Here is a 26,686-nt window from a genome sequence, read left to right as displayed (position 1 = left end):
GTCAGGATCCCGAAGGGGTTCGGGGTTTTCGCAGCAAACTACGACGGACGTTAGCGCGTCCAGATTGGGGAGGTTGTAGCGCATAGATTCTTGAGGACCCCGTCCTTGAGTACCTCGCGACTCAACCGTTTGAACCCAGGAGAATGTAATCATGGCAAAGAAAGTAGAAGCGTATATCAAGCTTCAGGTGCCTGCTGGTCAAGCGAACCCGAGTCCTCCAGTAGGTCCGGCGCTGGGTCAGCACGGTGTCAATATCATGGAGTTTTGTAAGGCCTTTAATGCGGAAACGCAGGGCACCGAGCCTGGTCTTCCAATTCCTGTAGTGATCACTGTTTACAGCGATCGCTCTTTTACCTTCATCAAGAAGACACCACCAGCATCTGTATTGCTGCGAAAGGTGGCGGGTATCGCCAAAGGTTCTGGCGAGCCGAATACCAAGAAGGTGGCAAAGGTTAACCGCGCGCAGCTCGAAGAAGTCGCTGAGCAGAAGTGGCCTGATTTGACTGCTGCGGACATGGATGCAGCGGTACGCACCATTGCAGGCAGTGCACGTTCTGCGGGCATCGACGTTGAGGGGGTTAAGTAATGGCTAAGCTTAGCAAGCGAGTAAAAAATGCTCGCGAGAAAATTGACCCCACACGTACGTACTCTCTTGATGAGGCTGTTGGCCTGTTAAAGGAAGTATCGACGGTTAAATTTAACGAGACCGTTGAAGTTGCTATCAAACTCGGCATTGATGCACGTAAATCTGACCAGGCTGTTCGCGGTGCTACAACACTGCCGCACGGTACAGGAAGTGATGTTCGCGTTGCCGTGTTTGCTCAAGGCGATGCTGCAGAGAAGGCTACCGCTGCGGGTGCTGACCTGGTTGGTATGGAAGACCTTGCCGAGCAGATCAAGGGCGGCATGATGGATTTCGACGTGGTCGTTGCATCTCCGGATGCGATGCGCGTTGTTGGTCAGCTGGGACAGGTTCTTGGTCCTCGTGGATTAATGCCGAACCCTAAAACCGGAACGGTAACCCCCGACGTAGAAACTGCTGTGAAGAACGCGAAAGCCGGACAGATGCGCTACCGCACTGACAAAAACGGCATCGTTCACGGTGGTATTGGCAAGATCAGCTTTGACGCTGATGCGATACGCGGCAACCTTGAGGCGGTTCTTGCTGATCTCCGCAAGGGTAAGCCAGCAGCGTCAAAAGGCATTTACATGAAGAAGGTGACACTTTCGACCACTATGGGTCCTGGCGTTACCGTTGATCAGACGTCTCTGGAAGCTTAACTCCAGTCGTTTGATTGTTTGAATAAGGAGGTGATTCTTCACAAGAGAATCACTTCCGGGATTGCACAGGGACGTGCGATCGACGATGACAAGAGCCGTAATCCGGTGATGTCGTCCTTTGATGAGGTCTCTGCAAAAGGCTGTTAAGACGCGAAAGCGTTCTGGACTTGCCGGGCGCCGATGACCATCAAAGACCGTAGGTGTGTAGCGGACTTTTGACCCCTTCGGGCAGTTTGTCGCACTTAATCCAGCCATGAGGCTGAACCTGCGCAGATGGTGAGAAGTTTCACCACAATGAGTGGTGTCGCTTTGTGACGTGCCTAGCACTGAGCAAGCGGTGCCTGAGTAAGTAATCCAGGAGTATAACCAGTGGCAATTGGACTCGAAGACAAGAAAGCGATCGTAGCTGAAGTCAATGAGACTGCCACCAGTGCTATGTCTCTCGTAATCGCTGATGCACGTGGTGTATCCGTGAGCGGGATGACGGCGCTGCGCAAGGACGCTCGTGAAAGTCAGGTAACTCTGCGTGTAGTGCGCAATACCTTGGCTAAACGTGCTCTGGAAGGTACCGATTACGAGTGTGTCAACGACGCATTGGTAGGTCCTTCATTGTTCGGATTTTCCATGGAAGATCCGGGCGCTGCAGCGAGACTCTTCAAGGACTTCGCGAAAGATAACGATGCCTTTGAAGTGAAAGTATTGGCGGTGAGCGGCCAGATGCTGGGTGCGGAACAGTTGGATGTTCTGGCGAAGTTGCCAACGCGCGATCAGGCACTCTCGATGTTGATGAGTGTTATGAAGGCGCCGGTAACCAAGCTGGCTCAGACAATGAACGAAGTACCTGGGAAGTTGGTTCGCACGCTGGCAGCAGTACGCGATCAGAAAGAGCAGGAAGCGGCCTAAACAGCACTTTTTGCATTCAGCCAAAATCCGCTAGCAATAGCAGAAGATTAGGAGAAAGACCTCATGGGTATGTCAAAAGACGACATTCTTACGGCAATCGCCGAGATGAGCGTAATGGAAGTAGTCGAGCTCATCGACGCAATGGAAGAGAAGTTTGGTGTAACCGCGGCCGCAGCAGTAGCAGCTGCTCCAGCAGCAGCTGGTGGTGACGCCGGTGGCGCAGCCGAAGAGCAAACCGAGTTTGACGTAATGCTCACCTCTGCTGGTGAAAAGAAAGTTAACGTCATCAAGGTTGTTCGCGCTGTAACCGGTCTTGGCCTGAAAGAAGCCAAAGGCCTGGTCGACGGTGCTCCTTCCGCAATCAAGGAAGGCGCTTCCAAAGACGAAGCAGAAGACATCAAGAAGCAGCTTGAAGAAGCTGGCGGCTCTGCGGAGCTTAAGTAATCTTGAAGTCTGCCCGGGTGCGCCCGGGCACACAAAGGCTGGTGGGCGTTTGCTCACCGGCCTTTTCCCGCTCTGATCGCTGTTGATTCAGCGCTAGCGGAGAACGAATTTTTTTGGCCAATTTTGGTTGGCTTTTAACGCTGGGGAGTATAGATGCCTTACTCGTACACTGAGAAAAAACGCATCCGCAAGGATTTCGGCACCATGCCGACAGTCATGGATGTGCCCTACCTGCTGGCGATTCAGCTTGATTCGTATCGCAAGTTCACGCAGCAGGGCGTATCCCTGGAAGAGCGTTTGGACTACGGCCTGCACGCCGCCTTTAAGTCCGTGTTCCCAATTGTCAGCTACAGCGGCAATGCGGCACTCGAATACGTGGACTACCGTTTAGGTACTCCAGTTTTTGATGTGAGCGAATGCCAGCTGCGCGGCGTTACCTACTCCTGCTCGTTACGGGTGAAGGTGCGGCTGATAATTTACGATAAGGAAAGCTCCAACAAGACCATCAAAGACATCAAGGAGCAAGAAGTCTACATGGGCGAGATTCCGCTCATGACGGACAACGGAACCTTCGTCATCAACGGTACCGAGCGGGTTATTGTTTCCCAGCTCCACCGCTCTCCCGGTGTATTCTTTGATCACGACAAGGGCAAGACCCATTCGTCGGGCAAGCTCTTGTACTCAGCGCGAATCATTCCTTACCGCGGCTCCTGGTTGGACTTTGAGTTCGATCCCAAAGATATGGTGTTCGCTCGAATAGACCGCCGTCGTAAGTTGCCAGCAACGATTCTCTTGCGGGCTCTTGGCTATGAGTCCGAAGAAATCCTTGCCATGTTCTACGATATCAACGTCTTTACCGTAGACGCTGATGGTGGCTACAACATGGAGCTGATCCCTGAGCGCTTGCGTGGGGATGTAGCGGCGTTCGACATTATGGTCGGCAAGAAGGTGATTGTTGAACAGGGTCGTCGAATTACTGCTCGTCACATTCGCGAACTCGAGAAGGCCGGCGCCACCGAGCTGCCCGTACCTGCCGAGTACCTTCACGGCCGTGCGCTGGCGAAGAACATCGTCGATGAAAACAGTGGCGAAGTTCTGTTCGAGTGCAACACCGAGGTCAGCGAAGAAGTTCTTGGTCAGCTTGCAGAAGCGAAGGTTACATCCATCGAGACGCTTTACACCAATGAGCTCGATTGTGGGCCGTTTATCTCGCATACTTTACGACAAGACTCCACACGTAACGAGTTGGAAGCGCTGGTAGAAATCTACCGCATGATGCGCCCCGGCGAGCCGCCGACTAAGGAGTCTGCGGAGAACCTGTTCCAGAATCTGTTCTTCTCCCCCGATCGCTATGACCTGTCTGGTGTAGGTCGAATGAAGTTCAACCGTCGTCTCGGTCGTGAAGAGATTGTTGGCGAAGGAACTCTGTCTCGCGAAGACATCGTTGATGTACTGCAGACCCTGGTCGGTATCCGTAACGGTAAAGGTATGGTCGATGATATCGATCATCTGGGTAACCGTCGTATTCGAAGTGTCGGCGAAATGGCCGAGAACCAGTTCCGAGTTGGTTTGGTTCGTGTAGAGCGCGCTGTTAAAGAGCGTCTCTCGATGGCAGAGAGCGAAGGTCTGATGCCGCAGGATCTCATCAACGCGAAGCCTGTTTCAGCGGCGGTGAAAGAGTTCTTTGGCTCCAGTCAGCTTTCTCAGTTTATGGATCAGAACAACCCGCTATCAGAAGTGACACACAAGCGTCGTGTTTCTGCATTGGGGCCAGGTGGTCTAACCCGAGAGCGTGCTGGTTTTGAGGTTCGTGACGTTCACCCGACGCACTACGGTCGTGTATGCCCTATTGAAACTCCAGAGGGACCGAATATTGGTCTGATCAACTCTTTGGCGGTTTATGCCCGTACAAACGAGTATGGATTTCTCGAGAGCCCCTACCGAAAAGTTGTAGACGGTGTGGTGACTGACGACATCGAGTACTTGTCAGCTATCAATGAGGCAGAGCACGTAATTGCTCAGGCTTCCGCTGAGCTCGATAGCAAAAACCGCTTTGTAGATGACCTGATTGCCGTTCGTCACTTGAACGAATTTACGGTCATGGACCCAGAGCGCATTGATTACATGGATGTGTCTCCACAGCAGATCGTATCAGTAGCGGCCGCGCTCATTCCGTTCCTCGAGCACGATGATGCGAACCGCGCATTGATGGGCTCTAACATGCAACGTCAGGCTGTGCCTACGCTACGTAGTGAAAAGCCCCTTGTCGGTACCGGCATGGAGCGCTTTGTCGCAGCGGATTCCGGCGTTTGTGTCGTTGCTAAGCGTCCCGGATTTATCGACTCTGTTGACGCGAGCCGTATCGTGGTCCGCGTCGACGACTCAGAAGTTGGCCCTGGCGAAGCGCCTGTTGATATTTACAACCTGACCAAGTACACGCGTTCTAATCAGAACACCTGTATCAACCAGCGTCCTATCGTAGGTCGTGGTGACTCAGTCGCGAGGGGAGATATTCTCGCCGACGGGCCATCCATTGACCTTGGTGAGTTGGCTCTTGGCCAGAACATGCGCATCGCGTTCATGCCCTGGAACGGTTACAACTTCGAGGATTCAATTCTTGTCTCCGAACGAGTCGTTAAAGAAGATCGATTTACAACGATTCACATTCAGGAACTGACATGTATCGCTCGCGATACCAAGCTGGGCTCTGAAGAAATTTCCGGTGACATTCCAAACGTCGGTGAAGGCGCCTTGTCTAACCTGGACGAGTCCGGCATCGTATATATTGGTGCTGAAGTCGATGCCGGCGATATTCTGGTCGGCAAAGTGACGCCCAAGGGCGAAACGCAGCTGACACCGGAGGAAAAGCTTCTCCGTGCCATCTTCGGTGAGAAGGCATCTGACGTTAAAGACACTTCATTGCGCGTACCATCAAGCACGAAAGGTACGGTTATCGACGTACAGGTCTTTACCCGCGACGGACTTGAGAAAGACGCTCGCGCAAAGCACATCGAAAAGACCCAGCTCGATGAGTACCGTAAGGATCTCAAGGAAGAGTTCCGCATATACGAAGAGGCGACTTTCTCGTGGCTTGGTAACCTGATCAGCGGTGCTAAGACCGTAAGCGGCGGCGGCTTGTCTAAGGGTACTCAACTGACTGCGGATGTTCTTGAGAATCTCGATCGCGAGCTGTGGTTCAAGCTTAAGCTTGATAATGCTGAGCTTAATGATGCCCTCGCATCGGCACAAAACCAGCTCGAAGAGCAGAACAAGCATCTCGAAGAACGCTTTGAAGACAAGAAGAACAAGCTCCAGAGCGGAGACGATCTGGCGCCGGGCGTACTGAAAATCGTCAAGGTCTATCTTGCAGTTAAGCGTCGCATTCAGCCAGGCGACAAGATGGCTGGACGCCACGGAAACAAGGGTGTTATCTCGGTGATCATGCCTGTAGAGGACATGCCCTACGATGAGAACGGCGAGCCGGTAGATATCGTGCTCAACCCTCTGGGTGTTCCTTCCCGTATGAACGTGGGTCAGATTCTCGAGACTCACTTGGGTATGGCCGCTCGAGGTCTTGGTGACAAGATTAACGAGATGCTTGAGGAGCAGCGCAAGACTGCTGATATCCGAAAGTTCCTCGAGAGTATCTACAATAACGGAGCAGGTCGCGCGGCTGATATTAAGGGCCTGAAAGACGGCGAGGTCATTGAGCTAGCGAAGAACCTGAGAGCTGGTGTGCCGATGGCTACTCCGGCCTTTGACGGCGCTGCGGAAGATTCCATTAAGTCTTTGTTGGAACTCGCGGGACTGGATTCAAGTGGCCAGGTAACGCTCTACGACGGGCGTTCGGGTGATGCTTTCGATCGCCCTGTAACCGTGGGTTATATGTACATGCTCAAGCTCAACCACCTGGTGGATGACAAGATGCACGCACGTTCTACTGGATCTTACAGTCTTGTTACCCAGCAGCCGCTGGGTGGTAAGGCCCAGTTCGGTGGCCAGCGTTTCGGGGAGATGGAGGTCTGGGCTCTCGAAGCTTACGGCGCTGCATACACCCTGCAGGAGATGCTGACGGTCAAGTCTGATGACGTGGCCGGGCGGACCAAGATGTACAAAAACATTGTCGATGGTGACCATCGCATGGAGCCGGGTATGCCCGAGTCCTTCAATGTGCTCGTGAAGGAAATTCGCTCCCTCGGTATCGATATCGAGTTGGAAAGCGAATAAAGAATTAAGAGTAAACATTAAGGAATCGGTTGTCGGTCGCCCTCGGGGCGATCGGCACGGCAAGAACACCTCGTGGAGGAAATGCCTTGAAAGACTTACTTAACCTACTGAAGTCCCAGGGACAGTCAGATGAATTCGATGCGATTCGTATCGGCCTGGCGTCACCGGAAATGGTCCGCTCCTGGTCCTTCGGGGAAGTGAAAAAGCCCGAAACAATTAACTATCGAACGTTCAAGCCTGAGCGTGATGGCTTGTTCTGTGCCAAGATTTTTGGCCCGGTAAAAGACTACGAATGCCTGTGCGGCAAGTACAAGCGCCTGAAGCATCGTGGTGTTATCTGTGAGAAGTGCGGCGTCGAAGTTGCTCTCGCAAAGGTTCGTCGTGAGCGAATGGGTCACGTCGAACTGGCGAGCCCGGTAGCACACATCTGGTTCCTGAAGTCCCTACCTTCGCGTATTGGCCTGCTTCTCGATATGACCCTGCGTGATATCGAACGCGTCCTGTACTTTGAGTCCTACGTTGTTACCGACCCCGGCATGACCACGCTTGAGCACGGACAGTTGCTTACGGATGAGCAGTATTACGAGGCCATGGAAGAGTTCGGTGACGAATTTACCGCGAAGATGGGTGCGGAAGCTGTTCAGGATCTCATGAAGCAACTGGATCTTGAGACTGAAGTGGCGACGCTGCGGGAAGAGATTCCTCAGACTAATTCCGAGACCAAGATTAAGAAGCTCTCCAAGCGCCTTAAGCTTATGGAAGCCTTCGCGAGTTCCGGCAACAAGCCAGAGTGGATGGTGCTGAACGCGCTGCCCGTTCTGCCGCCGGATCTTCGTCCGCTGGTTCCTCTGGATGGCGGCCGTTTTGCGACTTCCGACCTGAACGATCTTTATCGTCGGGTTATCAACCGTAACAACCGTCTGAAGCGTCTTCTGGATTTGAATGCGCCGGACATCATCGTGCGCAACGAGAAGCGTATGCTGCAGGAGTCTGTCGACGCACTGTTGGATAATGGTCGTCGCGGCCGTGCGATCACCGGCTCCAACAAGCGTCCGCTTAAGTCTCTCGCTGACATGATTAAAGGTAAGCAGGGTCGTTTCCGTCAGAACCTGCTTGGAAAGCGTGTTGATTACTCCGGCCGTTCTGTGATCGTGGTAGGTCCTGCTCTGCGTCTGCATCAGTGTGGACTGCCAAAGAAGATGGCACTGGAGCTGTTCAAACCATTTATCTTCGGCAAGCTGGAGGCGCGAGGTCTTGCGACTACCATCAAGGCAGCCAAGAAGATGGTCGAGCGTGAGCCACCAGAAGTGTGGGACATCCTCGCAGAAGTGATTCGTGAGCACCCGGTACTACTGAACCGAGCTCCGACACTCCACCGTCTGGGTATCCAGGCTTTTGAGCCAGTATTGATTGAGGGTAAAGCGATTCAGCTTCACCCGTTGGTTTGTGCAGCTTATAACGCTGACTTTGACGGCGACCAGATGGCTGTGCACGTGCCGCTGACTATCGAAGCTCAGTTGGAAGCGCGTGCCTTGATGATGTCTACGAACAACATCCTGTCACCCGCGAACGGTGAGCCGATTATTGTTCCGTCTCAGGACGTCGTACTGGGTCTGTACTACATGACCCGCGAGCGCGTAAACGCTCGTGGCGAAGGCCGCGTATTTGCCGACTTCAACGAGGTGCATCGCGCCTACGTTACTGGTGAGGCGCATCTTCAGGCACGCGTCAAAGTACGTATTCATGAAGTAACTATCACTGACGAGGGTGAGAGCCTGGAGCGCACAGCGGTTGTTGATACGACTGTGGGTCGAGCATTGCTTTGGGATATTGTGCCTCAGGGCATCTCCTACGAAATGGTCAATAAGCCAATGGCTAAGCGTGCCATTTCACAGATCATCAACCAGTGTTATCGCGCTGTGGGCCTGAAGGCGACGGTTATTTTTGCCGACCAGCTGATGTACACCGGGTATGAGTATTCCACTCGCTCGGGCGCTTCTATCGGCGTGAATGACTTCGAAATTCCCAAAGAGAAGGCCGAGCTCATCGAGAGTGCTGAAGCCGAGGTGAAAGAGATCGAGGAGCAGTACGCTGCCGGTCTGGTTACCCAGGGTGAGAAGTACAACAAGGTGATCGATATCTGGTCGCGGGCAAACGACCTGGTGTCCAAGTCAATGATGAAGGGCATCTCGAAAGAAACGGTCAAGAACCGTGACGGTGAAGACGAAGATCAGGATTCTTTCAACTCTGTATTCGTCTACGCAGATTCCGGTGCTCGTGGCTCCCCTGCGCAGATTCGTCAGTTGGCAGGTATGCGTGGTCTGATGGCCAAGCCGGACGGCTCGATTATTGAGACGCCGATTACCGCTAACTTCCGCGAGGGATTGAACGTACTCCAGTACTTCATCTCTACTCACGGTGCCCGTAAGGGTCTGGCCGATACGGCACTCAAGACTGCGAACTCAGGTTATCTGACTCGTCGTCTCGTAGACGTAGCTCAGGATCTCGTCGTTACCGAAGTTGATTGTGGTACTGATAATGGTCTACTGATGACGCCGGTTATTGATGGTGGTGACATCATTGAGACCCTCGGTGATCGTGTGCTCGGTCGTATCGTTGCGAAGGACGTGTTCCGTCCCGGTTCCGAAGACGAAATCGCCATTACCGCGGGCACTATGCTCGATGAGCTGTGGATCCGTCGTTTGGAGGAAATGGGTATCGACGAGCTGGAAGTTCGCTCTCCGATCACCTGTGATACGCGCCACGGCATCTGTTCTACCTGTTACGGCCGTGATCTTGCTCGTGGTCATCGCGTCAACATGGGCGAGGCCATTGGCGTGGTTGCCGCTCAGTCGATCGGTGAGCCTGGAACACAGTTGACCATGCGTACCTTCCACATTGGTGGAGCGGCGTCTCGTGCGACTGCACAGGACAACATCCAGATCATCAATGATGGTGTCGTACGTCTGCACAACGTGAAGACAGTGGGTCGCAAAGACGGCACCTTGATCGCAGTATCGCGTTCCGGTGAGTTGTCAATTCTCGACAAAGTGGGTCGCGAGCGTGAGCGTTACAAGCTGCCCTATGGTGCGATCATTAAGGTTGCAGACGACAGTCCGGTTACAGCTGGCGACATCGTTTCAACCTGGGATCCGCACACTCACCCGATCATCACCGAGGTGGCGGGTACTGTGAAATTCAGCGGCATGGACGAAGGCATCACTATTCGTCGTCAGACTGACGATCTCACAGGCCTCTCCAGCATCGAGGTTATGGAAGGTGGTGAGCGTCCAGCGGCGGGCAAAGATGTTCGTCCGGCGATCACTCTGGTAGACGACAAAGGCGAAGAGTTGTGCCTTGCAGATACAAATGTGCCTGCTCACTACTTCCTACCAGCCTTGGCGCTCGTCGGTCATGAGGATGGTTCGGCGGTAGATGCCGGTGACGTCCTCGCGCGAATCCCGCAGGAAGGATCCAAGACTCGTGACATCACCGGCGGTCTGCCGCGTGTTGCCGATCTCTTTGAGGCTCGTAAGCCTAAGGAGCCAGCGATTCTTGCAGAGATCTCCGGTACCGTTAGCTTTGGTAAAGAGACCAAAGGCAAGCGTCGTTTGGTTATAACACCTACCGACGGCAAGCCGTTGCCCGATGGTTCGGATCACTACGAGGCGCTTATCCACAAGTGGCGTAACCTTTCGGTATTCGAGGGCGAGTCCGTGGAGAAGGGCGAGATGATCTCCGAGGGGCCGTTCAGCCCTCACGACATCTTGCGCTTGAAAGGCATTTCTGAGCTGGCGAAGTACATCGTTAACGAGATCCAGGAAGTCTACCGGCTCCAGGGCGTGAAGATTAACGACAAGCACATCGAGGTGATTGTTCGCCAGATGCTGCGTAAGGTCGTTATCTCTTCGTCGGGCGATTCTTCTCTGATCAAGGGTGAGCAAGTGGAGTACACGAGGTTCCTCGAAGAGAATGAGCGTCTGCAGGCTGAAGGTCTGGTGTGTGCTACCGGCGAGCGCGAGCTGCTGGGTATTACCAAGGCATCATTGGCTACGGAAAGCTTTATCTCTGCGGCATCCTTCCAAGAGACTACACGTGTACTTACCGAGGCAGCTGTCACGGGCAAGCGCGATTATCTCCGTGGTCTGAAGGAGAACGTGGTTGTTGGTCGTCTGATTCCTGCGGGAACGGGCCTCACTTATCATGAGGAGCGTAAGAAGCGCTCGGAAGAAGAAAGCGAGATGTCTGTATCTGCTCAGGATATTGAAGCAGCACTCACAGAAGCACTGCAGGAAGAAAGCTCAGAGTGATTTGAGCTTTAAACTGCCTTGCTGTTCTGAGGCTCATAAAGCGGCGACTGTACAGACAGCGCCGCTTTTTTTATGCCCGCAACAAGGGATCGACCGGCACTAGAGCAGGCCTCGTGATCTAAGTAATTGTCATTGACCTAAGGCTTTCTTGGTCTACGCTGAGGATACGGCACGGTTTGTTAACGTGTAGATATCCACAACGAGGCAATAACTATGAAAATAAATCTTGGCAGTGTGGTTTTAAGCGCAGGTGTATTCTCACTCTTTGGTTTACCGGCGCAAGCTGATCACCATATGGAAATGCAGTTCGCGCCTAGCGAGTTAATGACCTGCGCCTACAAGGAAGGCAAAGACAGCGACGACCTTCGAAAACTCACTAACGCATTTACCAAATGGGTCAAAAAGAATGATCCGGGCTATACCTATTACGTTCTTTCTCCGAATTGGCACGAAGATGCTTCTGGTTGGGATTTTGCGTGGATTGGTAATTGGGGTAGTGGTTCTGATATGGGCAAGGGCTATGACGCCTGGATGGAAGATGACGACGACGTCGGCCCCATGTTTGAAGATGTGATGGAGTGCAACTATTCGCTCTCTGCGGTGACTCCGATCTACGGTGAGGATGGTGACGGACCCTGGGAGCGCGGCGTGGTCTGGTTCTCGCGTTGTGACATTGAGGACGGTGCCGGCCTTGGCGACGCTGTCGGGGCTCATCGTGCGATGTCTTCTGCGATGGCCGAAATGGGGCAGAGCTCGGTGAGTTGGGCTTTTTTGCCCACTCTAGGCTTTGGGGATACGGAGTTTGACTATTACCACGTCCAAGCTTGGCCCTCCTATTCACAGCTGGGTATGGGCTTTGATAACTACTTTAATAAGGGTGGTTGGAAGGTTCAGGCTGACGCGCAGGAGGATACGGTGTCTTGTGCGTCCCCAAACATGTATACCTTCCGTTTAGTACACGCAGCTAACTAAGCCGCGCGAACGCTTATCGCACAAGGTTGGTAAGCTCTGTGCGGTAAGCCCCCACTTAGTTTTTCTCTGCGCCTGTCACCCGTGGCAGGCTTCTTTCGGCTTTGGCTCTGTTGATCGTTAGGTCTGGGCAATATTGTTGACTCCCCAGCGGCGCATCTATAGAATGCCGCCTCCTTTTTATGGAGGGCGGTTTTGCTTTGCCTGTCTATCTCCACTGATCTTACTGGATTACGGTCCACAAGAATCGGGATAGCAAGTCAGTAAACCCTCTTCTTCCTAGTGAGACTGGAGTCCAGTATTAATGGCAACAATTAACCAGCTGGTGCGTAAGCCGCGCAAGCGTAAGATCGAAAAGAGCGATGTCCCAGCTCTTCAGGGCTGCCCCCAGCGCCGCGGGGTTTGTACCCGTGTTTACACAACTACACCAAAGAAGCCTAATTCTGCGCTTCGCAAGGTATGCCGTGTTCGTCTGACCAACGGCTATGAAGTGTCATCTTACATTGGTGGTGAAGGCCACAACCTTCAGGAGCACAGTGTTGTCCTGATCCGGGGTGGTCGTGTTAAGGACCTTCCTGGTGTGCGTTATCACACCGTCCGTGGAAGCCTCGATACCTCCGGTGTTGCTGATCGTAAGAACGGCCGCTCAAAGTACGGTGCTAAGCGACCCAAGTAAGTAAAAGCGTAAGCAAGACTGTAAGTAAAGCAGCAAGTACTACAGTAAGCAGAACAAAGCAGTAAAAGTGGTAACCGCAGCTCGAGAAGACCCGAGCCGCACTTGAAGACTACGCATATCGTAGTAACCCGATGGCTGAGTTCAGCCCTCGGGCACAACGTAGTAAGGCCGGATCTCTGCCGCCCCCCGCCTATAAGGTGGCAGGACGGTATCCGGATAACCTGAAGAAAAAGGAATAGATCATGCCAAGAAGAAGAGTGGTAGCGAAACGTGAAGTGCTGCCTGATCCCAAGTTCGGAAACGCAACCCTAGCTAAGTTCATGAACCACGTAATGGTCAGCGGCAAGAAGTCTGTTGCTGAAGGCATTGTGTATGGTGCTCTTGATCTCGTTCAGGAACGTGCCGGCAAAGACCCCATCGAAGTGTTCGACGAGGCGCTGGAGAACATCGCACCCATGGTCGAGGTTAAATCCCGACGTGTTGGTGGTGCTACTTATCAGGTGCCCGTTGAAGTACGTCCCTCACGCCGTATCGCATTGTCTATGCGCTGGTTGGTGGAATACGCCCGTAACCGCGGTGAGAAGTCTATGCGTCAGCGTCTTGCTGGTGAGATTCTCGATGCATCGCAGGGCAAAGGTAATGCCGTGAAGAAGCGTGAAGACGTACACCGCATGGCGGAAGCCAACAAGGCGTTCTCGCACTTCCGATTCTAGGTTTTTCCACCGTTCGATTACCGGGGCAGTAACGTGGCTCGTAAGACTCCAATCGGTCGTTATCGAAACATCGGCATCGTTGCGCACGTGGACGCGGGTAAAACCACGACCACGGAGCGCATCCTGTTCTACACCGGTCTGTCTCACAAGATAGGCGAGGTTCATGATGGCGCAGCCACCATGGACTGGATGGAGCAGGAGCAGGAGCGGGGCATCACTATCACCTCGGCTGCGACCACCTGTTTCTGGCAGGGCATGGATCAGCAGTTTGACCAACACCGTATCAACATCATTGATACCCCGGGTCACGTAGACTTCACCATCGAAGTAGAGCGCTCCCTGCGAGTTCTCGATGGGGCTGTCGTCGTTCTTTGCGGTTCTTCCGGCGTCCAGCCGCAAACTGAAACAGTTTGGCGACAAGCCAACAAATACCACGTTCCCCGTATGGTCTTCGTCAACAAGATGGACCGCGCCGGGGCGGACTTCCACAGTGTTGTTGATCAGCTCAAAGAACGCTTGGGCGCTAATCCAGTGCCGCTGCAAATGACTATCGGCGCAGAGGAGCACTTTAAGGGCGTCGTCGATCTTGTGAAAAACAAGGCGATCCTTTGGAGCGAAGACGACATGGGTATGACGTTCGAGTATGCCGACGTTCCCGATGAGCTCACCGATCAGGTCGCTGAGATGCGCGAGTTTCTTGTTGAAGCCGCCGCGGAAGCTAACGATGAACTGATGAATAAGTACCTTGAGGGTGAGGAGCTTAGCGAGGAAGAGATCAAAGCCGGCATTCGCGCACGGACGCTGGCGAGTGAGATTGTTCCGGTGCTTGGCGGTTCTGCGTTCAAGAATAAGGGCGTTCAGGCCGTGCTCGACGCGGTGATCGATTACATGCCCGCGCCTACGGAAGTAAAGGCCATTGAAGGCACGTTGGAAGACGGTGAGACCGTAGAGCAGCGTGAGGCTGATGATGCAGCGCCCTTTGCAGCTCTCGCTTTTAAGATTGCGACGGACCCCTTTGTAGGCACGCTGACGTTTTTCCGCGTTTATTCGGGCAAGCTCGAGAGCGGTACCGCCGTGTTCAATTCGGTAAAAGGTAAGAAAGAACGTGTGGGCAGGATGGTGCAGATGCACTCGAACTCGCGCGAAGAGATTAAGGAAGTGCTCGCGGGCGATATCGCCGCTGCTGTAGGCCTCAAAGATGTCACTACTGGAGACACTCTTTGCTCGCAGGACAGCCCCATCGTTCTTGAGCGTATGGAGTTTCCGGAGCCCGTTATCTCTGTAGCGGTGGAGCCTCGCTCTACGGCAGATCAGGAAAAGATGGGTGTCGCGCTAGGTAAGCTCTCCCAGGAGGATCCTTCATTCCGCGTCAAGACTGACGAAGAGACTGGCCAGACCATTATCTCGGGGATGGGCGAGCTACACCTGGATATTATTATTGATCGTATGCGTCGGGAATTCAGTGTTGAAGCCAACATTGGCAACCCTCAGGTCGCCTATCGTGAGGCGATTCGCAATACCTCCGAAATCGAAGGCAAGTTCGTTCGCCAGTCTGGTGGCCGTGGGCAGTACGGTCACGTTTGGATTCGCTTTGAGCCGGCAGAGGATGCAAGTGACGAAGGGCTGGAGTTCGTCAACGAGATCGTGGGTGGCTCTGTACCCAAAGAGTATATTCCTGCCGTACAGAAAGGCATCGAGGACCAGATGCAAAATGGTGTCCTCGCTGGTTACCCCTTGCTGGGTTTGAAGGCTACGCTTTATGACGGTTCTTTCCACGATGTGGATTCGAATGAGATGGCCTTTAAGATTGCAGCGTCCATGGCGACCAAGCAGCTGTCCCAAGAGGGCGGTGCGGTGCTACTTGAACCGATTATGAAGGTTGAGGTCGTAACCCCTGAAGAGAACATGGGCGACGTCGTGGGTGACCTGAACCGCCGACGCGGTGTGATCGCGGGTATGGATGAGAATCCATCCGGGAAGGTGATCAACGCGGACGTTCCGCTGGCGGAGATGTTCGGCTACGCAACTGACTTGCGCAGCGCTACCCAGGGCCGAGCGACCTACACCATGGAATTTTCACAGTATGCCGAAGCGCCGAACAACGTCGCCCAAGCAATTATTTCCAAGACTGGCTATTAATCAAAACTCACTCGAGAGGTGAAGCAAAGTGGCAAAAGCAGCATTTGAGCGCGATAAGCCCCACGTTAACGTGGGAACGATTGGACACGTTGACCACGGTAAGACGACGCTGACGGCGGCGCTTACACGGGTATGCTCAGAAGTATGGGGCGGCGATCTGGTAGCGTTTGACGGTATTGATAACGCTCCGGAAGAGAAAGAGCGCGGCATTACGATTGCGACTTCCCACGTTGAGTATGAGTCGGACAGCCGTCACTACGCTCACGTTGACTGCCCAGGGCACGCGGATTATGTGAAGAACATGATCACTGGTGCTGCGCAGATGGACGGTGCGATTCTGGTATGTGGCGCCACTGACGGCCCTATGCCTCAGACTCGCGAGCACATTCTGCTGTCTCGCCAGGTAGGCGTACCTTACATCGTGGTTTTCCTGAACAAGGCTGACCTGCTTGCAGAAGATTGCGGCGGTGCGGATTCGGAAGAATACGAAGAGATGAAAGAGCTGGTTGAGATGGAGCTTCGTGAGCTTCTTGATCAGTACGAGTTCCCGGGTGACGACACTCCGATCATCTGTGGTTCAGCGCTCATGGCGCTGGAAGGCAAGGATGACAACGAGCTGGGCACAACTGCGGTTAAGACCCTGGTTGAGACTCTGGACTCTTACATCCCAGAGCCCGAGCGAGCGATTGATCAGCCGTTCCTGATGCCGGTAGAGGACGTGTTCTCTATCTCGGGTCGTGGAACTGTTGTTACCGGTCGTGTTGAGCGCGGTATCGTGACTGTTGGCGACGAGATTGAGATTGTCGGCATCAAGGACACGGCTAAGACTACATGCACAGGTGTTGAGATGTTCCGCAAGCTGCTTGACGAAGGTCGTGCGGGCGAGAACGTTGGTGTTCTGTTGCGTGGTACTAAGCGTGAGGAAGTCGAGCGTGGACAGGTTCTGTCTAAGCCAGGCAGTGTTAACCCTCACACCAAGTTTGAGTCTGAGGTGTATGTACTGTCCAAGGATGAGGGTGGTCGTCACACGCCATTCTTCAAGGGCTACCGTCCGCAGTTTTACTTCCGTACGACGGACGTGACGGGTGCTTGTGAGCTTCCCGAAGGCGTTGAGATGGTTATGCCGGGCGATAACGTACAGATGGTAGTGACGTTGATTGCACCGATTGCGATGGAAGAAGGCCTGCGTTTTGCTATCCGTGAGGGTGGTCGAACTGTTGGTGCTGGCGTCGTCGCTAAGATCATCGAGTAAGACGCGGAAAGTGATACGGAAGAGCCCAGCTGATTAGCTGGGCTTTTTTGTGCCTGACATTAACGATTGACGCTAGCGTTCACAGAATCACTCGTTAATCTCATCGATCTGCTCATTAAGCGTCCAATAGTCGTATAGGATCCCAAGACCAAACAGACCCACGGTGAAAAGATACAAAAGGCCGGTAAAGACTTTGCCCATATAGAAGCGGTGGATGCCGAAGGCTCCCAGGAATGTGAGGAGAATCCATGCGATGTTGTAGTCGATGTCACCTTCATAATAGCGCCTGTCCGCATCATCGTTCATTCCCGGTATCAGCAGTAGATCGATAATCCAGCCGATAAAGAACAGTCCAAAAGTAAAGAACCAGATTGTCCCGGTAATTGGGCGCCCGTAATAGAAGCGATGAGCGCCCATGAAGCCGAAGATCCACAGCAGGTAACCCATAACTACAGAGTGTGAGCGTTCCATAACCGGTCATTCTCCTTGAATACTAGCCCGCCTATGCGGGTAATCTTCGCTTCATCCTGTATTGATCATGACACAGGTCATGGTGTTGAACGAAAGGCACGCGTTAAGCTGACGCAATACTGCGATGAATTCGAAGTTTCATGGCAATAGGTTCTGACCAATAGACTATTTGAGGAATGTGATATGCCAGTAACTCACCATGATTTGGTCCATGAGTTTCCCGAGCACAAAGAACGTATTCATGATCTAAAGACGAGCAACGCTCACTTTAGGAAGCTCTTCGAGCGTTACCATGATTTAACCAAGGAGATTGAGAATATGGGGACCGAAGTGACCCCTGTGACGACGCAAACTGAAGAGGAGGCCAAGCTTAAGCGCTTGCATCTGAAAGATGAGCTCTACCGTATGATTACCCAGTAGTTTCGCCAGGTCTCAGGCACTGCGGGGCATCCTCTGCTACGGCGGTAGCCACGCTTTAACTTCTTCCCCCCGACTGTCGATATTTCACACAATATTCCTTGACAGTTGGGGTGCTCATACCTAGAATTCGCGCTCCATTTGTCGGGGTCCCCACCGCGGGGCTCTGGTTTTTTGAAAAGATTGGAGACTGATCGCGTGCAGAATCAACGCATACGTATTCGCCTGAAAGCTTTTGACCACCGCCTGATCGATACATCGACTCAGGAAATCGTTGAAACAGCTCGGCGAACCGGCGCACAGGTACGAGGACCTATACCTCTACCTACTCGCAAAGAACGTTACACCGTGCTGGTATCACCGCACGTAAACAAGGACGCGCGTGATCAGTACGAGATTCGTACTCACAAGCGCCTACTCGACATCATTGAGCCAACAGAGAAGACCGTTGACGCATTGATGAAGCTCGACTTAGCGGCGGGCGTGGAAGTACAAATCAGTCTTGGTTAACGACAATTCGTAGCAAGACCTGCCTCGGCCAGTAACAAGGGTGCGAGGTGTGTAACGCCCAAGCTTTCGTGGTGAAGGACTGGGCGGCCATAGAGGGTGAGAGCCCCGTACACTGTGAGGTTGGCAAAATGACTATTGGCTTAGTCGGCCGGAAATCCGGCATGACGCGCGTCTTTACTGAAGACGGCGCATCTATACCAGTAACCGTAGTGGAGGTTTCTCCAAACCGCGTTACTCAGATCAAAGATAACGACAGCGATGGCTATCGTTCGATTCAAGTAACTGCGGGTAGCCGAAAGGCTGCCAAAGTAAGCAAGTCCGAGGCGGGTCTCTTCGCCAAGGCCGGTGTTGAAGCTGGTCGTGGTTTGTGGGAATTCCGTCTGTCTGCCGAAGACGAAGGCTTCGAAGTTGGCTCCGAGCTGACTGTCGAGCGTTTCGAAGAAGGTCAGAAAGTGGATGTTGCTGGCAAGTCCAAGGGTAAAGGTTTTCAGGGCGTCATCAAGCGCTGGAACTTCAGCATGCAGGATGCTACCCACGGTAACTCACTATCGCACCGTGCGCCTGGCTCTATTGGCCAGTGTCAAACCCCTGGTCGCGTCTTCAAGGGTAAGAAGATGTCGGGTCAGATGGGTAATGCCAACGTAACGGTACAAGGTCTTGAGATCGTGCGCGTAGATGCAGAGCGTAATCTGCTCCTGATAAAAGGTGCTGTACCTGGTGCACCCGGTGGGGACGTTGTCGTACGTCCGGCCGTTAAAGGCTGAGCGCGGGAGGAATTTAGGTGGAACTGAGTATATTAAAGCCCGGGAATGAGTCGGCAGGCACGCTTTCAGTGTCAGATGCCAACTTCGCGCGCGAATACAACGAAGATCTGGTACACCAGGTCGTAACGTCTTTTCTTGCTGGTGCCCGTCAAGGCACGCGAGCTCAAAAGACACGCTCTGACGTCAGTGGTGGTGGTAAGAAGCCTTGGCGTCAAAAGGGTACTGGCCGTGCACGTGCGGGCACCATCCGTTCGCCAATCTGGCGTAGCGGTGGCGTAACGTTTGCTGCGCGCCCACAGGATCACAGCGTTAAGGTAAATCGTAAGATGTACCGTGCTGCCCTCAAGACAATCATGTCTGAGCTTGCTCGTCAGGATCGTTTGGTTGTCGTTGAGACTTTGGATCTTGATGCGCCAAAAACTAAGCTGCTGGTCAGTCAGTTAGATGGCTACGGCGTAAACAGTGCGCTGCTGATTGCCGATCAGGTGAACGAAAATCTGTATCTGGCGTCGCGCAATCTGCAAAAAGTAGATGTTCGCGATGTTCAGGCGATCGACCCCGTAAGTCTGCTGACCCATGACAAAGTCATGGTAACTGTAGACGCTGTCAAAAAGATTGAGGAGATGCTGGCATGAACCGTGAGCGCGTATTTCAGGTGCTGATGGGCCCGCATGTGTCGGAAAAGGCAGCGATTGTTGCCGATGCCAATAATCAGTACGTATTTAAAGTTGCACTTGACGCAACCAAGAGCGAAATCCGCAAATCAGTGGAGCAATTGTTCAAGGTTAGCGTTGAAGATGTCCAGACCCTGAAGGTCAAGGGCAAGATGAAGCGTAATCGCTACGGGTTTAGCACAAAGCCAACCTGGAAGAAGGCTTATGTCCGAATTGCCCAAGGGCAAGACATAGACTTCGCGGCAGCTGAGTAAGGGAGAGCGGACAAATGGCAATTGCAAAGAGTAAGCCGACGTCAGCGGGCCGCCGTCACCAGGTTCGCGTCGTCAATCAGGAGTTGCACAAAGGTGCGCCCTACGCGCCGCTTCTTGAGAAGCAGTCACGCAATGGCGGTCGAAACAATAACGGACGTATTACTACGCGTCACGTTGGCGGTGGGCACAAGCAGCACTACCGGGTTATCGACTTTAAGCGCAACAAGGACGCGATCCCTGCAAAGGTTGAGCGTATTGAGTACGACCCCAACCGTACCGCGCACATCGCACTTCTTCTATTCGCTGATGGAGAGCGTCGTTACATCATCGCTCCTAAAGGATTGAAAGCGGGCGATGCAGTGCAGTCAGGTTCTGCAGCCCCCATTAAGGCTGGCAACTGCCTGCCTCTGCGTAACATCCCTGTGGGATCGGTAGTGCACGCGGTTGAACTTAAGCCAGGCAAGGGTGCGCAGATTGCACGTTCAGCAGGTGCTTCGGTTCAGCTTGCTGCTCGCGAAGGACGTTACGCGACTATCCGTCTGCGTTCCGGCGAGATGCGCAAGGTGTTGGCTGATTGTCGTGCCACCTTGGGTGAAGTATCCAACTCGGAGCATAGCCTTCGTAAGTTGGGTAAAGCTGGTGCTGCGCGTTGGCGCGGTGTTCGGCCGACGGTTCGTGGTGTAGCCATGAACCCCGTTGATCACCCTCATGGTGGTGGTGAAGGTCGTACCTCTGGTGGACGGCATCCGGTTAGCCCCTGGGGCACACCGACTAAGGGTTACAAGACCCGCAAGAATAAGCGTACTGATGATCTCATCGTGCGTCGCCGGCGCAAGAAGTAACGCCAGCGCCCTTTGGGATTGGACGAACAGGATTAGAGGAACAAAACAGTGCCACGTTCATTAAAGAAAGGCCCGTTTATCGATCTGCACCTTCTAAAGAAGGTTGAGACGGCTTTGGAGGCTAACGATCGCCGACCTATTAAGACTTGGTCACGTCGCTCCATGGTATCTCCGGATATGGTTGGATTGACTATTGCTGTGCACAACGGGCGTCAGCACGTGCCTGTATTGGTTAACGAGGACATGGTAGGCCACAAGCTTGGCGAGTTCGCGGTTACGCGTACTTTCAAGGGCCACGTTGTGGACAAGAAGGCGAAGCGCTAAGCGCGGGCCGGGAATAGGAATCGGATTGATGGAAGTTTCAGCTAGATTAAAAGGTGCACGCATCTCTGCGCAGAAAGCGCGGCTAGTTGCAGACCAGGTTCGCGGAAAGCCCGTAGAAGAAGCCTTGTCTGTGCTTGAGTACAGCAACAAGAAGGCAGCACACATTGTTCGCAAGGTGCTGAATTCTGCGATTGCTAACGCTGAGAACAACGAAGGTGCTGACGTTGACGAGTTGAAGGTTTCGACTGTGTTTGTCGACGAGGGCATGACGATGAAGCGCTTGCGTCCGCGGGCCAAGGGGCGCGCAGATCGTATTTTTAAGCGCAGCTGTCACATCACCGTAAAAGTCGCCGACGGCGAAAGCTAAAGGATTAGGAGAGGACCACATGGGTCAGAAAGTACATCCCACGGGCATCCGCCTTGGCATCGTCAAGGACCATACCTCAGTTTGGTATGCGGATCGCAAGAACTATGCAAAGCAGTTGGTTACCGATTTGCACGTGCGTAGTTTTATCGAGAAGAAGCTGGACAACGCGTCTGTAAGCCGAGTCGTCATCGAGCGGCCTGCGCAAACAGCGCGAATCACCATTCACACAGCCCGTCCCGGCATTGTGATTGGTAAGAAAGGCGAAGACGTCGACAAGCTTCGCAAGGTTTTGACAGAAAAGATGGGTGTGCCCGTGCACATCAACATCGAAGAGATTCGCAAGCCCGATCTAGATGCTCGTTTGGTAGCACAGAACGTGGCTCAGCAGCTCGAGCGACGCGTGATGTTTCGCCGTGCTATGAAGCGCGTCGTGCAAAACGCGATGCGCCAGGGCGCTGAGGGAATCAAGGTCCAGGTGAGTGGTCGTCTGGGTGGGGCAGAGATTGCCCGCACCGAGTGGTACCGCGAGGGTCGAGTTCCTTTGCACACATTGCGTGCTGATATTGATTACGCAACATATGAGGCAGCAACCACCTACGGAATTCTGGGCGTTAAGGTCTGGATCTTCAAGGGTGAGGTGCTAGGTGCCGATGAGGCTGACAACGGCCGTAAGGCAGCGGCCAGCTAAGCGGCCAAAAAAGCTAAGGGTTTAGAAGAATGCTGCAACCAAAACGTACAAAGTTTCGCAAGGCGATGAAAGGCCGTAACCGCGGTCTTGCTCATCGTGGTAGCAAAGTCAGCTTTGGCGAGTTCGGACTGAAGGCCACGGGTCGTGGGCGCATCACAGCGCGTCAGATCGAGGCGGCTCGTCGTGCCATGACTCGTCACATCAAGCGTGGCGGAAAGATTTGGATTCGCGTATTTCCAGATAAGCCAATTACTGGCAAGCCTTTGGAAGTTCGTCAAGGTAAGGGTAAGGGTAACGTAGAGTACTGGGTTGCTCAGGTTCAGCCTGGCAAGGTTCTTTACGAAGTACAGGGTGTGTCGGAAGAGTTGGCTCGGGAGGCTTTTGAGCTTGCCTCGGCGAAGATTCCGGTTGCCACCGCGTTTGTTAAAAGATCGGTGATGTGATGAAAGGCAGCGAATTGCGCGAGCAAAGCGCAGAACAATTAGGCGAGCAGCTGCTGGCTCTCCGAGAGGAGCAGTTCAAGCTGCGTATGCAAAAGGCGACTGGGCAGTTGAGCCAGACTCACTTGTTGCAGGCGAATCAGCGCGACATCGCGCGAGTTAAAACCGTGTTGCACGAAAAGGCAGGTGAATAGCGATGTCAGCTGAGAAAAGAACCCGGACCGTAACTGGTCGAGTAGTAAGCAATAAGATGGATAAGACCATCACTGTGCTTATCGAGCGTCGCGTTCGTCATCCTATGTACGGTAAGTACATGACTCGCTCTTCGAAAGTGCACGCCCATGATGCTGACAACCAGTGTGGTATCGGTGATTTGGTGACTGTTGCTGAGACTCGTCCTATCTCTAAGAGCAAGACCTGGAACCTCGTTGAGGTTGTAGAGAAAGGGGAGAGCGTCGCGCAATGATCCAGACTGAATCCTATTTGGAAGTAGCAGATAACAGCGGCGCACGCCGGGTTATGTGCATCAAGGTTCTCGGTGGTTCCAAGCGTCGTTATGCACGCGTTGGTGATCTCATCAAGGTAACCGTTAAAGAAGCCATTCCCCGCGGAAAGGTTAAGAAAGGTCAGGTTATGACTGCCGTGGTCGTTCGCACCAAGAAAGGTGTTCGTCGTCCCGATGGTTCGCTGATCAAGTTTGACGATAATGCTGCGGTGTTACTGAACAACCAGGAAGCGCCTATCGGTACGCGTATTTTTGGACCAGTTACCCGCGAGCTTCGTGGCGAGAAATTCATGAAGATTATTTCCCTAGCACCGGAAGTAATCTGAGGGCAGACGGCCCTGAGGGGCTGTCGCGCAGTAAGCAGTGCAGTGAGCACTAAAGAGTAGAGAACAATGCTGAAGATAAAATGTGACGATGAAGTAATCGTGCTCGCTGGCAAGGACAAGGGCAAGCGCGGAAAAGTGCGCAAGATCGTAGATGACAGCCGCGTAATTGTGACTGGCGTCAATATGATTAAAAAGCATACCAAGCCTAACCCTCAAGCAGGTGTTCAGGGCGGAATCGTAGAGCGAGAGGCCGCGATTCAGGTGTCGAACATTGCAATCTTCAACCCCGAGACTAGCAAAGCAGATCGTATTGGCTTCAGTGTCGTCGACGGCAAGAAGGTCAGAATTTACAAGTCTAGTGGCACAGCCCTAGACGCCTAAGGGCAAGGAACAGGTACAAGCAGATGGCAACCTTGAAAGATAAGTACCGGGACGAAATCGCGGCTAAGCTCAAAGAAGAACTGGGCTTGGACAACGTGATGGAAGTTCCGCGCATTACCAAGATCACACTGAATATGGGTGTTGGTGAGGCCGTAGGCGACAAAAAAGTTATGGAGAACGCACTGTCTGACATGACCAAGATTGCTGGTCAGAAGCCGGTAGTGACTTTGGCTCGTCGTTCTATCGCTGGCTTCAAGATCCGCGACGGTTGGCCCATTGGCTGCAAGGTCACTCTTCGCAGCGAGCGTATGTATGAGTTTCTTGAGCGTTTGGTGAGCATCGCGATTCCTCGTATTCGTGACTTCCGCGGCATTAGCCCGAAGTCTTTTGACGGACGCGGTAACTTCGCCATGGGCGTAACTGAGCAGATTATCTTTCCTGAGATTAACTACGATGAAGTAGACAGTCTTCGAGGTATGGATATAACGATCACTACGACTGCACGTACGGACGACGAAGGTCGCGCCTTGCTTCGTGCATTCAATTTTCCGCTGAAAGGGTAAATCGGGTTATGGCTAAGAAGTCGATGATAGCGCGTGAAGACAAGCGTGCTCGTACTGTCGCCCGCTATGCGGCGAAGCGTGCAGAAATTAAGGCAGTCCTGGCTAGCACCACCGCCAGCGATGAAGAGAAGTGGGACGCGCAGGTCGCTCTGCAAAAGCTGCCTCGCAATGCGAGCCCAGTACGTCAGCAGCGTCGTTGTCAGATAACTGGCCGTCCGCATGGCGTGTATCGCAAGTTTGGCCTGTGTCGTAACAAGCTCCGTGAAGCCGCCATGCGCGGTGATGTCCCCGGTCTGGTTAAGGCCAGCTGGTAAGCGAAGCCGAGAAGGAATAGAAACATGAGTATGCAAGACCCACTAGCGGATATGTTGACCCGCATTCGCAACGCGCAGATGGCCGGCAAGACCAGTATCGATATGCCTGGTTCAAAGCTTAAGGCTGCCGTAGCCAAAGTTCTCGAAGAAGAAGGCTACATTGCCGGCTTCGAAGCCCATGCAGATGGCGTAAAGCCGCGCCTGCGTTTGGAGCTCAAGTACTTTGATGGAAAGCCAGTAATCGCAGAGATCGATCGCGTAAGCCGTCCCAGCGTACGTCGCTACTCGAACAAAGACGAGTTGCCGACTGTACGAAGCGGTTTGGGCATAGCTATCGTTTCAACGTCGCGCGGTGTCATGACAGACCGTGCGGCTCGCGCTGCCGGTGTTGGTGGCGAGGTGCTCTGCACGGTCTTCTAAAGACCTGAGTGCGAGTTGAGTTAGTTAAAAGACTTGTCGGTACTTTCGGGTACGGACTGAAGACAAAGAGAAAGGGCGAAGTATGTCCAGAGTAGCAAACAATCCAGTCTCCCTGCCGAAAGGCGTGGAATTGACCGTTGCTGATCGTGAAGTACAGGTGAAGGGCGCCAAGGGCTCCTTGTCTCTGTCGCTTTATGAAGGCGTGAACATTGCCCAAGAAGATGGCACCGTTACTTTTGCTTACGAGACTGACAAGTCTAAGGCGATGGCGGGTACGACTCGCGCGCTCGTAAACAACATGGTTAAGGGTGTGTCCGAAGGCTGGCAGAAAAAACTGGTGCTGAATGGCGTTGGTTATCGTGCGAAGGCTTCTGGCAAGTCAGTGAATCTGACGGTCGGACTATCGCACCCTGTGGACTTCGAGCTTCCAGAAGGCCTCAGTGCAGAAACTCCGACTCAGACTGAGATCGTGGTTAGCGGAATAGACAAGCAGGCAGTTGGCGAAGCAGCGGCGAAGATCCGTAGCTTCCGTCCACCAGAGCCATACAAGGGTAAAGGTATTCGTTACGCGGACGAGCATGTCCGACGTAAGGAAGCCAAGAAGAAGTAACAGGACATCGAGATGAGTGCAAAGAACGATTCGCGTCTCCGTCGCGCCCGCAAGGCGCGCCAGCGTATGCGCACCCAAGGTGCCAACCGTCTGAGCGTACACCGGACTCCGCGTCACATATATGCGCAGGTGTTTGCGCCTACGGGTGACACAGTCCTGGCGAGCGCTTCTACGTTGGACAGCAGTCTGCGTAGCGGAGCAACAGGCAATATTGATGCAGCGTCAGCTGTTGGCAAGCTCCTGGCAGAGCGTGCTAAAGCGGCAGGTGTTGAAAAGGTCGCTTTTGATCGCGGTGGTTTTAAGTACCACGGGCGAGTGAAGGCGCTGGCTGAAGCCGCGCGCGAAGGCGGACTGGAATTCTAGGATATATAGACGATGGCGTTTAACGATCAGAAGCAGCAAGACGGTGACCTCCAGGAGAAACTGGTTCAGGTAAACCGTGTGGCAAAAGTAGTCAAAGGTGGCCGAATCTTTGGATTCACCGCTCTCACCGTAGTTGGTGACGGCAAAGGTCGTGTCGGTTTTGGCCGTGGTAAGGCGCGTGAAGTGCCTGTCGCTATTCAGAAAGCGATGGAAGCGGCGCGACGCAACATGATTCAGGTTGAGCTCGATAACGGTACGATTCAGTACCCTATCAAAGCGCGGCACGGGGCATCTAAGGTCTACATGCAGCCAGCTTCCGAAGGTACTGGTGTTATTGCCGGTGGTGCGATGCGTGCCGTACTGGAAATCGCCGGTGTCCACAACGTTTTGGCAAAGTGCTATGGGTCAACAAACCCTGTGAACGTCGTACGAGCTACGTTCAATGGTCTGCGTGATATGGCATCTCCCGAGTCTGTGGCGGCCAAACGCGGCAAAAGCGTCGAAGAGATTTACGGCTAAAGCGCCTGGATCCAGCGACA

The 26,686-nt window shown here is 53.4% G+C and carries 32 protein-coding genes; 31 read left to right on the top strand and 1 reads right to left on the bottom strand.

The features are described 5' to 3' along the window. Positions 1-151: 151 nt before the first annotated feature. The 11 genes from rplK (at position 152) to tuf (ending at position 16,914) form a co-directional block, all read left to right on the top strand. On the top strand, positions 152-586 hold the full coding sequence (gene rplK / locus R0137_RS16080; RefSeq protein WP_008292632.1) for a 50S ribosomal protein L11: 435 nt from the start codon (positions 152-154) through the stop codon (positions 584-586). Further along, positions 586-1,281 carry a 50S ribosomal protein L1 gene (gene rplA / locus R0137_RS16075; RefSeq protein ID WP_407327408.1) on the top strand — a complete coding sequence of 232 codons (696 nt, stop codon included), beginning with the start codon at positions 586-588 and terminating at the stop codon, positions 1,279-1,281. Before rplK ends, rplA begins: the two co-directional genes overlap by 1 nt. Positions 1,282-1,650: 369 nt before the next feature. Beyond that, complete coding sequence (gene rplJ, locus R0137_RS16070) at positions 1,651-2,184, top strand: 50S ribosomal protein L10 (RefSeq protein ID WP_407327407.1); 534 nt, start codon at positions 1,651-1,653, stop codon at positions 2,182-2,184. Positions 2,185-2,247: 63 nt separating this feature from the next. Beyond that, a complete protein-coding gene (rplL, locus tag R0137_RS16065; RefSeq protein WP_407327405.1) occupies positions 2,248-2,628 on the top strand; it encodes a 50S ribosomal protein L7/L12 in 381 nt (126 codons plus the stop codon). Positions 2,629-2,781: 153 nt separating this feature from the next. After that, the gene (gene rpoB / locus R0137_RS16060; protein ID WP_407327403.1) at positions 2,782-6,855 is read left to right on the top strand and encodes a DNA-directed RNA polymerase subunit beta; all 4,074 of its coding nucleotides are present in this window, start codon (positions 2,782-2,784) and stop codon (positions 6,853-6,855) included. Positions 6,856-6,941: 86 nt separating this feature from the next. Next, on the top strand, positions 6,942-11,165 hold the full coding sequence (gene rpoC / locus R0137_RS16055; protein WP_407327401.1) for a DNA-directed RNA polymerase subunit beta': 4,224 nt from the start codon (positions 6,942-6,944) through the stop codon (positions 11,163-11,165). A gap of 213 nt (positions 11,166-11,378) precedes the next feature. Then, the gene (locus R0137_RS16050) at positions 11,379-12,137 is read left to right on the top strand and encodes a hypothetical protein (RefSeq protein ID WP_407327400.1); all 759 of its coding nucleotides are present in this window, start codon (positions 11,379-11,381) and stop codon (positions 12,135-12,137) included. A 301-nt stretch (positions 12,138-12,438) separates the two neighbouring features. After that, positions 12,439-12,810 carry a 30S ribosomal protein S12 gene (gene rpsL / locus R0137_RS16045; RefSeq protein WP_008292624.1) on the top strand — a complete coding sequence of 124 codons (372 nt, stop codon included), beginning with the start codon at positions 12,439-12,441 and terminating at the stop codon, positions 12,808-12,810. A 242-nt stretch (positions 12,811-13,052) separates the two neighbouring features. Further along, positions 13,053-13,523 (top strand): 30S ribosomal protein S7, encoded by a 471-nt coding sequence (gene rpsG / locus R0137_RS16040; protein WP_407327398.1) that lies wholly within the window; start codon positions 13,053-13,055, stop codon positions 13,521-13,523. Positions 13,524-13,556: 33 nt separating this feature from the next. After that, complete coding sequence (gene fusA, locus R0137_RS16035; protein WP_407327397.1) at positions 13,557-15,662, top strand: elongation factor G; 2,106 nt, start codon at positions 13,557-13,559, stop codon at positions 15,660-15,662. A 28-nt stretch (positions 15,663-15,690) separates the two neighbouring features. Beyond that, positions 15,691-16,914 carry an elongation factor Tu gene (tuf, locus tag R0137_RS16030; RefSeq protein WP_407327396.1) on the top strand — a complete coding sequence of 408 codons (1,224 nt, stop codon included), beginning with the start codon at positions 15,691-15,693 and terminating at the stop codon, positions 16,912-16,914. 87 nt (positions 16,915-17,001) lie between these two features. Here tuf and R0137_RS16025 read toward each other — a convergent pair whose 3' ends face one another. After that, complete coding sequence (locus tag R0137_RS16025; RefSeq protein WP_407330037.1) at positions 17,002-17,361, bottom strand: NINE protein; 360 nt, start codon at positions 17,359-17,361, stop codon at positions 17,002-17,004. A 207-nt stretch (positions 17,362-17,568) separates the two neighbouring features. Between R0137_RS16025 and R0137_RS16020 the strand changes: the two genes are divergently transcribed. From R0137_RS16020 to rpsE, 20 genes are all read left to right on the top strand, one after another. Beyond that, positions 17,569-17,805, top strand: coding sequence for a YdcH family protein (locus tag R0137_RS16020; protein ID WP_407327394.1), 237 nt, complete (start codon positions 17,569-17,571; stop codon positions 17,803-17,805). A 195-nt stretch (positions 17,806-18,000) separates the two neighbouring features. Further along, on the top strand, positions 18,001-18,312 hold the full coding sequence (gene rpsJ, locus R0137_RS16015; RefSeq protein ID WP_008292615.1) for a 30S ribosomal protein S10: 312 nt from the start codon (positions 18,001-18,003) through the stop codon (positions 18,310-18,312). A gap of 128 nt (positions 18,313-18,440) precedes the next feature. Further along, positions 18,441-19,076, top strand: coding sequence for a 50S ribosomal protein L3 (gene rplC / locus R0137_RS16010; protein WP_407330036.1), 636 nt, complete (start codon positions 18,441-18,443; stop codon positions 19,074-19,076). Positions 19,077-19,093: 17 nt separating this feature from the next. Next, entirely contained in the window at positions 19,094-19,711 is a 618-nt protein-coding gene (gene rplD, locus R0137_RS16005; RefSeq protein ID WP_407327393.1) for a 50S ribosomal protein L4, read from the top strand. Next, positions 19,708-20,004, top strand: a complete 297-nt coding sequence (rplW, locus tag R0137_RS16000; RefSeq protein ID WP_405273172.1) for a 50S ribosomal protein L23 — start codon at positions 19,708-19,710, stop codon at positions 20,002-20,004. The genes rplD and rplW overlap by 4 nt, the downstream gene beginning before the upstream one ends. 14 nt (positions 20,005-20,018) lie before the next feature. Further along, positions 20,019-20,846: a 50S ribosomal protein L2 gene (gene rplB, locus R0137_RS15995; protein ID WP_407327390.1), complete on the top strand. Its 828-nt coding sequence runs from the start codon at positions 20,019-20,021 to the stop codon at positions 20,844-20,846. A gap of 48 nt (positions 20,847-20,894) precedes the next feature. Continuing rightward, a complete protein-coding gene (gene rpsS, locus R0137_RS15990; RefSeq protein ID WP_407327388.1) occupies positions 20,895-21,170 on the top strand; it encodes a 30S ribosomal protein S19 in 276 nt (91 codons plus the stop codon). A 28-nt stretch (positions 21,171-21,198) separates the two neighbouring features. Then, positions 21,199-21,537, top strand: a complete 339-nt coding sequence (rplV, locus tag R0137_RS15985) for a 50S ribosomal protein L22 (RefSeq protein WP_008292606.1) — start codon at positions 21,199-21,201, stop codon at positions 21,535-21,537. 19 nt (positions 21,538-21,556) lie between these two features. Then, on the top strand, positions 21,557-22,225 hold the full coding sequence (gene rpsC / locus R0137_RS15980; RefSeq protein ID WP_405273175.1) for a 30S ribosomal protein S3: 669 nt from the start codon (positions 21,557-21,559) through the stop codon (positions 22,223-22,225). Between the two features lie 29 nt (positions 22,226-22,254). Then, positions 22,255-22,668, top strand: a complete 414-nt coding sequence (gene rplP / locus R0137_RS15975; RefSeq protein WP_407327386.1) for a 50S ribosomal protein L16 — start codon at positions 22,255-22,257, stop codon at positions 22,666-22,668. Then, the gene (rpmC, locus tag R0137_RS15970) at positions 22,668-22,859 is read left to right on the top strand and encodes a 50S ribosomal protein L29 (protein WP_008292601.1); all 192 of its coding nucleotides are present in this window, start codon (positions 22,668-22,670) and stop codon (positions 22,857-22,859) included. The genes rplP and rpmC overlap by 1 nt, the downstream gene beginning before the upstream one ends. A 2-nt stretch (positions 22,860-22,861) precedes the next feature. Further along, positions 22,862-23,131, top strand: coding sequence for a 30S ribosomal protein S17 (gene rpsQ / locus R0137_RS15965; RefSeq protein WP_405273180.1), 270 nt, complete (start codon positions 22,862-22,864; stop codon positions 23,129-23,131). Beyond that, positions 23,128-23,496, top strand: coding sequence for a 50S ribosomal protein L14 (gene rplN, locus R0137_RS15960; RefSeq protein ID WP_008292599.1), 369 nt, complete (start codon positions 23,128-23,130; stop codon positions 23,494-23,496). Before rpsQ ends, rplN begins: the two co-directional genes overlap by 4 nt. 66 nt (positions 23,497-23,562) lie before the next feature. Next, positions 23,563-23,877 carry a 50S ribosomal protein L24 gene (gene rplX / locus R0137_RS15955; RefSeq protein ID WP_407327383.1) on the top strand — a complete coding sequence of 105 codons (315 nt, stop codon included), beginning with the start codon at positions 23,563-23,565 and terminating at the stop codon, positions 23,875-23,877. 23 nt (positions 23,878-23,900) lie between these two features. Next, entirely contained in the window at positions 23,901-24,440 is a 540-nt protein-coding gene (gene rplE, locus R0137_RS15950) for a 50S ribosomal protein L5 (protein WP_405273184.1), read from the top strand. A gap of 8 nt (positions 24,441-24,448) precedes the next feature. Next, the gene (rpsN, locus tag R0137_RS15945) at positions 24,449-24,754 is read left to right on the top strand and encodes a 30S ribosomal protein S14 (RefSeq protein ID WP_405273186.1); all 306 of its coding nucleotides are present in this window, start codon (positions 24,449-24,451) and stop codon (positions 24,752-24,754) included. Between the two features lie 24 nt (positions 24,755-24,778). After that, positions 24,779-25,174 (top strand): 30S ribosomal protein S8, encoded by a 396-nt coding sequence (gene rpsH, locus R0137_RS15940; protein WP_405273188.1) that lies wholly within the window; start codon positions 24,779-24,781, stop codon positions 25,172-25,174. 82 nt (positions 25,175-25,256) lie between these two features. Beyond that, entirely contained in the window at positions 25,257-25,784 is a 528-nt protein-coding gene (gene rplF / locus R0137_RS15935) for a 50S ribosomal protein L6 (protein ID WP_405273191.1), read from the top strand. A 12-nt stretch (positions 25,785-25,796) separates the two neighbouring features. Then, a complete protein-coding gene (rplR, locus tag R0137_RS15930; RefSeq protein ID WP_009024895.1) occupies positions 25,797-26,147 on the top strand; it encodes a 50S ribosomal protein L18 in 351 nt (116 codons plus the stop codon). 12 nt (positions 26,148-26,159) lie between these two features. Continuing rightward, positions 26,160-26,666: a 30S ribosomal protein S5 gene (rpsE, locus tag R0137_RS15925; protein ID WP_407327380.1), complete on the top strand. Its 507-nt coding sequence runs from the start codon at positions 26,160-26,162 to the stop codon at positions 26,664-26,666. Positions 26,667-26,686: the final 20 nt, after the last annotated feature.

The sequence above is a fragment of the Congregibacter brevis genome (assembly GCF_045689245.1).
Lineage (GTDB): Bacteria > Pseudomonadota > Gammaproteobacteria > Pseudomonadales > Halieaceae > Congregibacter > Congregibacter brevis.
This window is presented reverse-complemented; position numbering and strand designations above follow the sequence as displayed.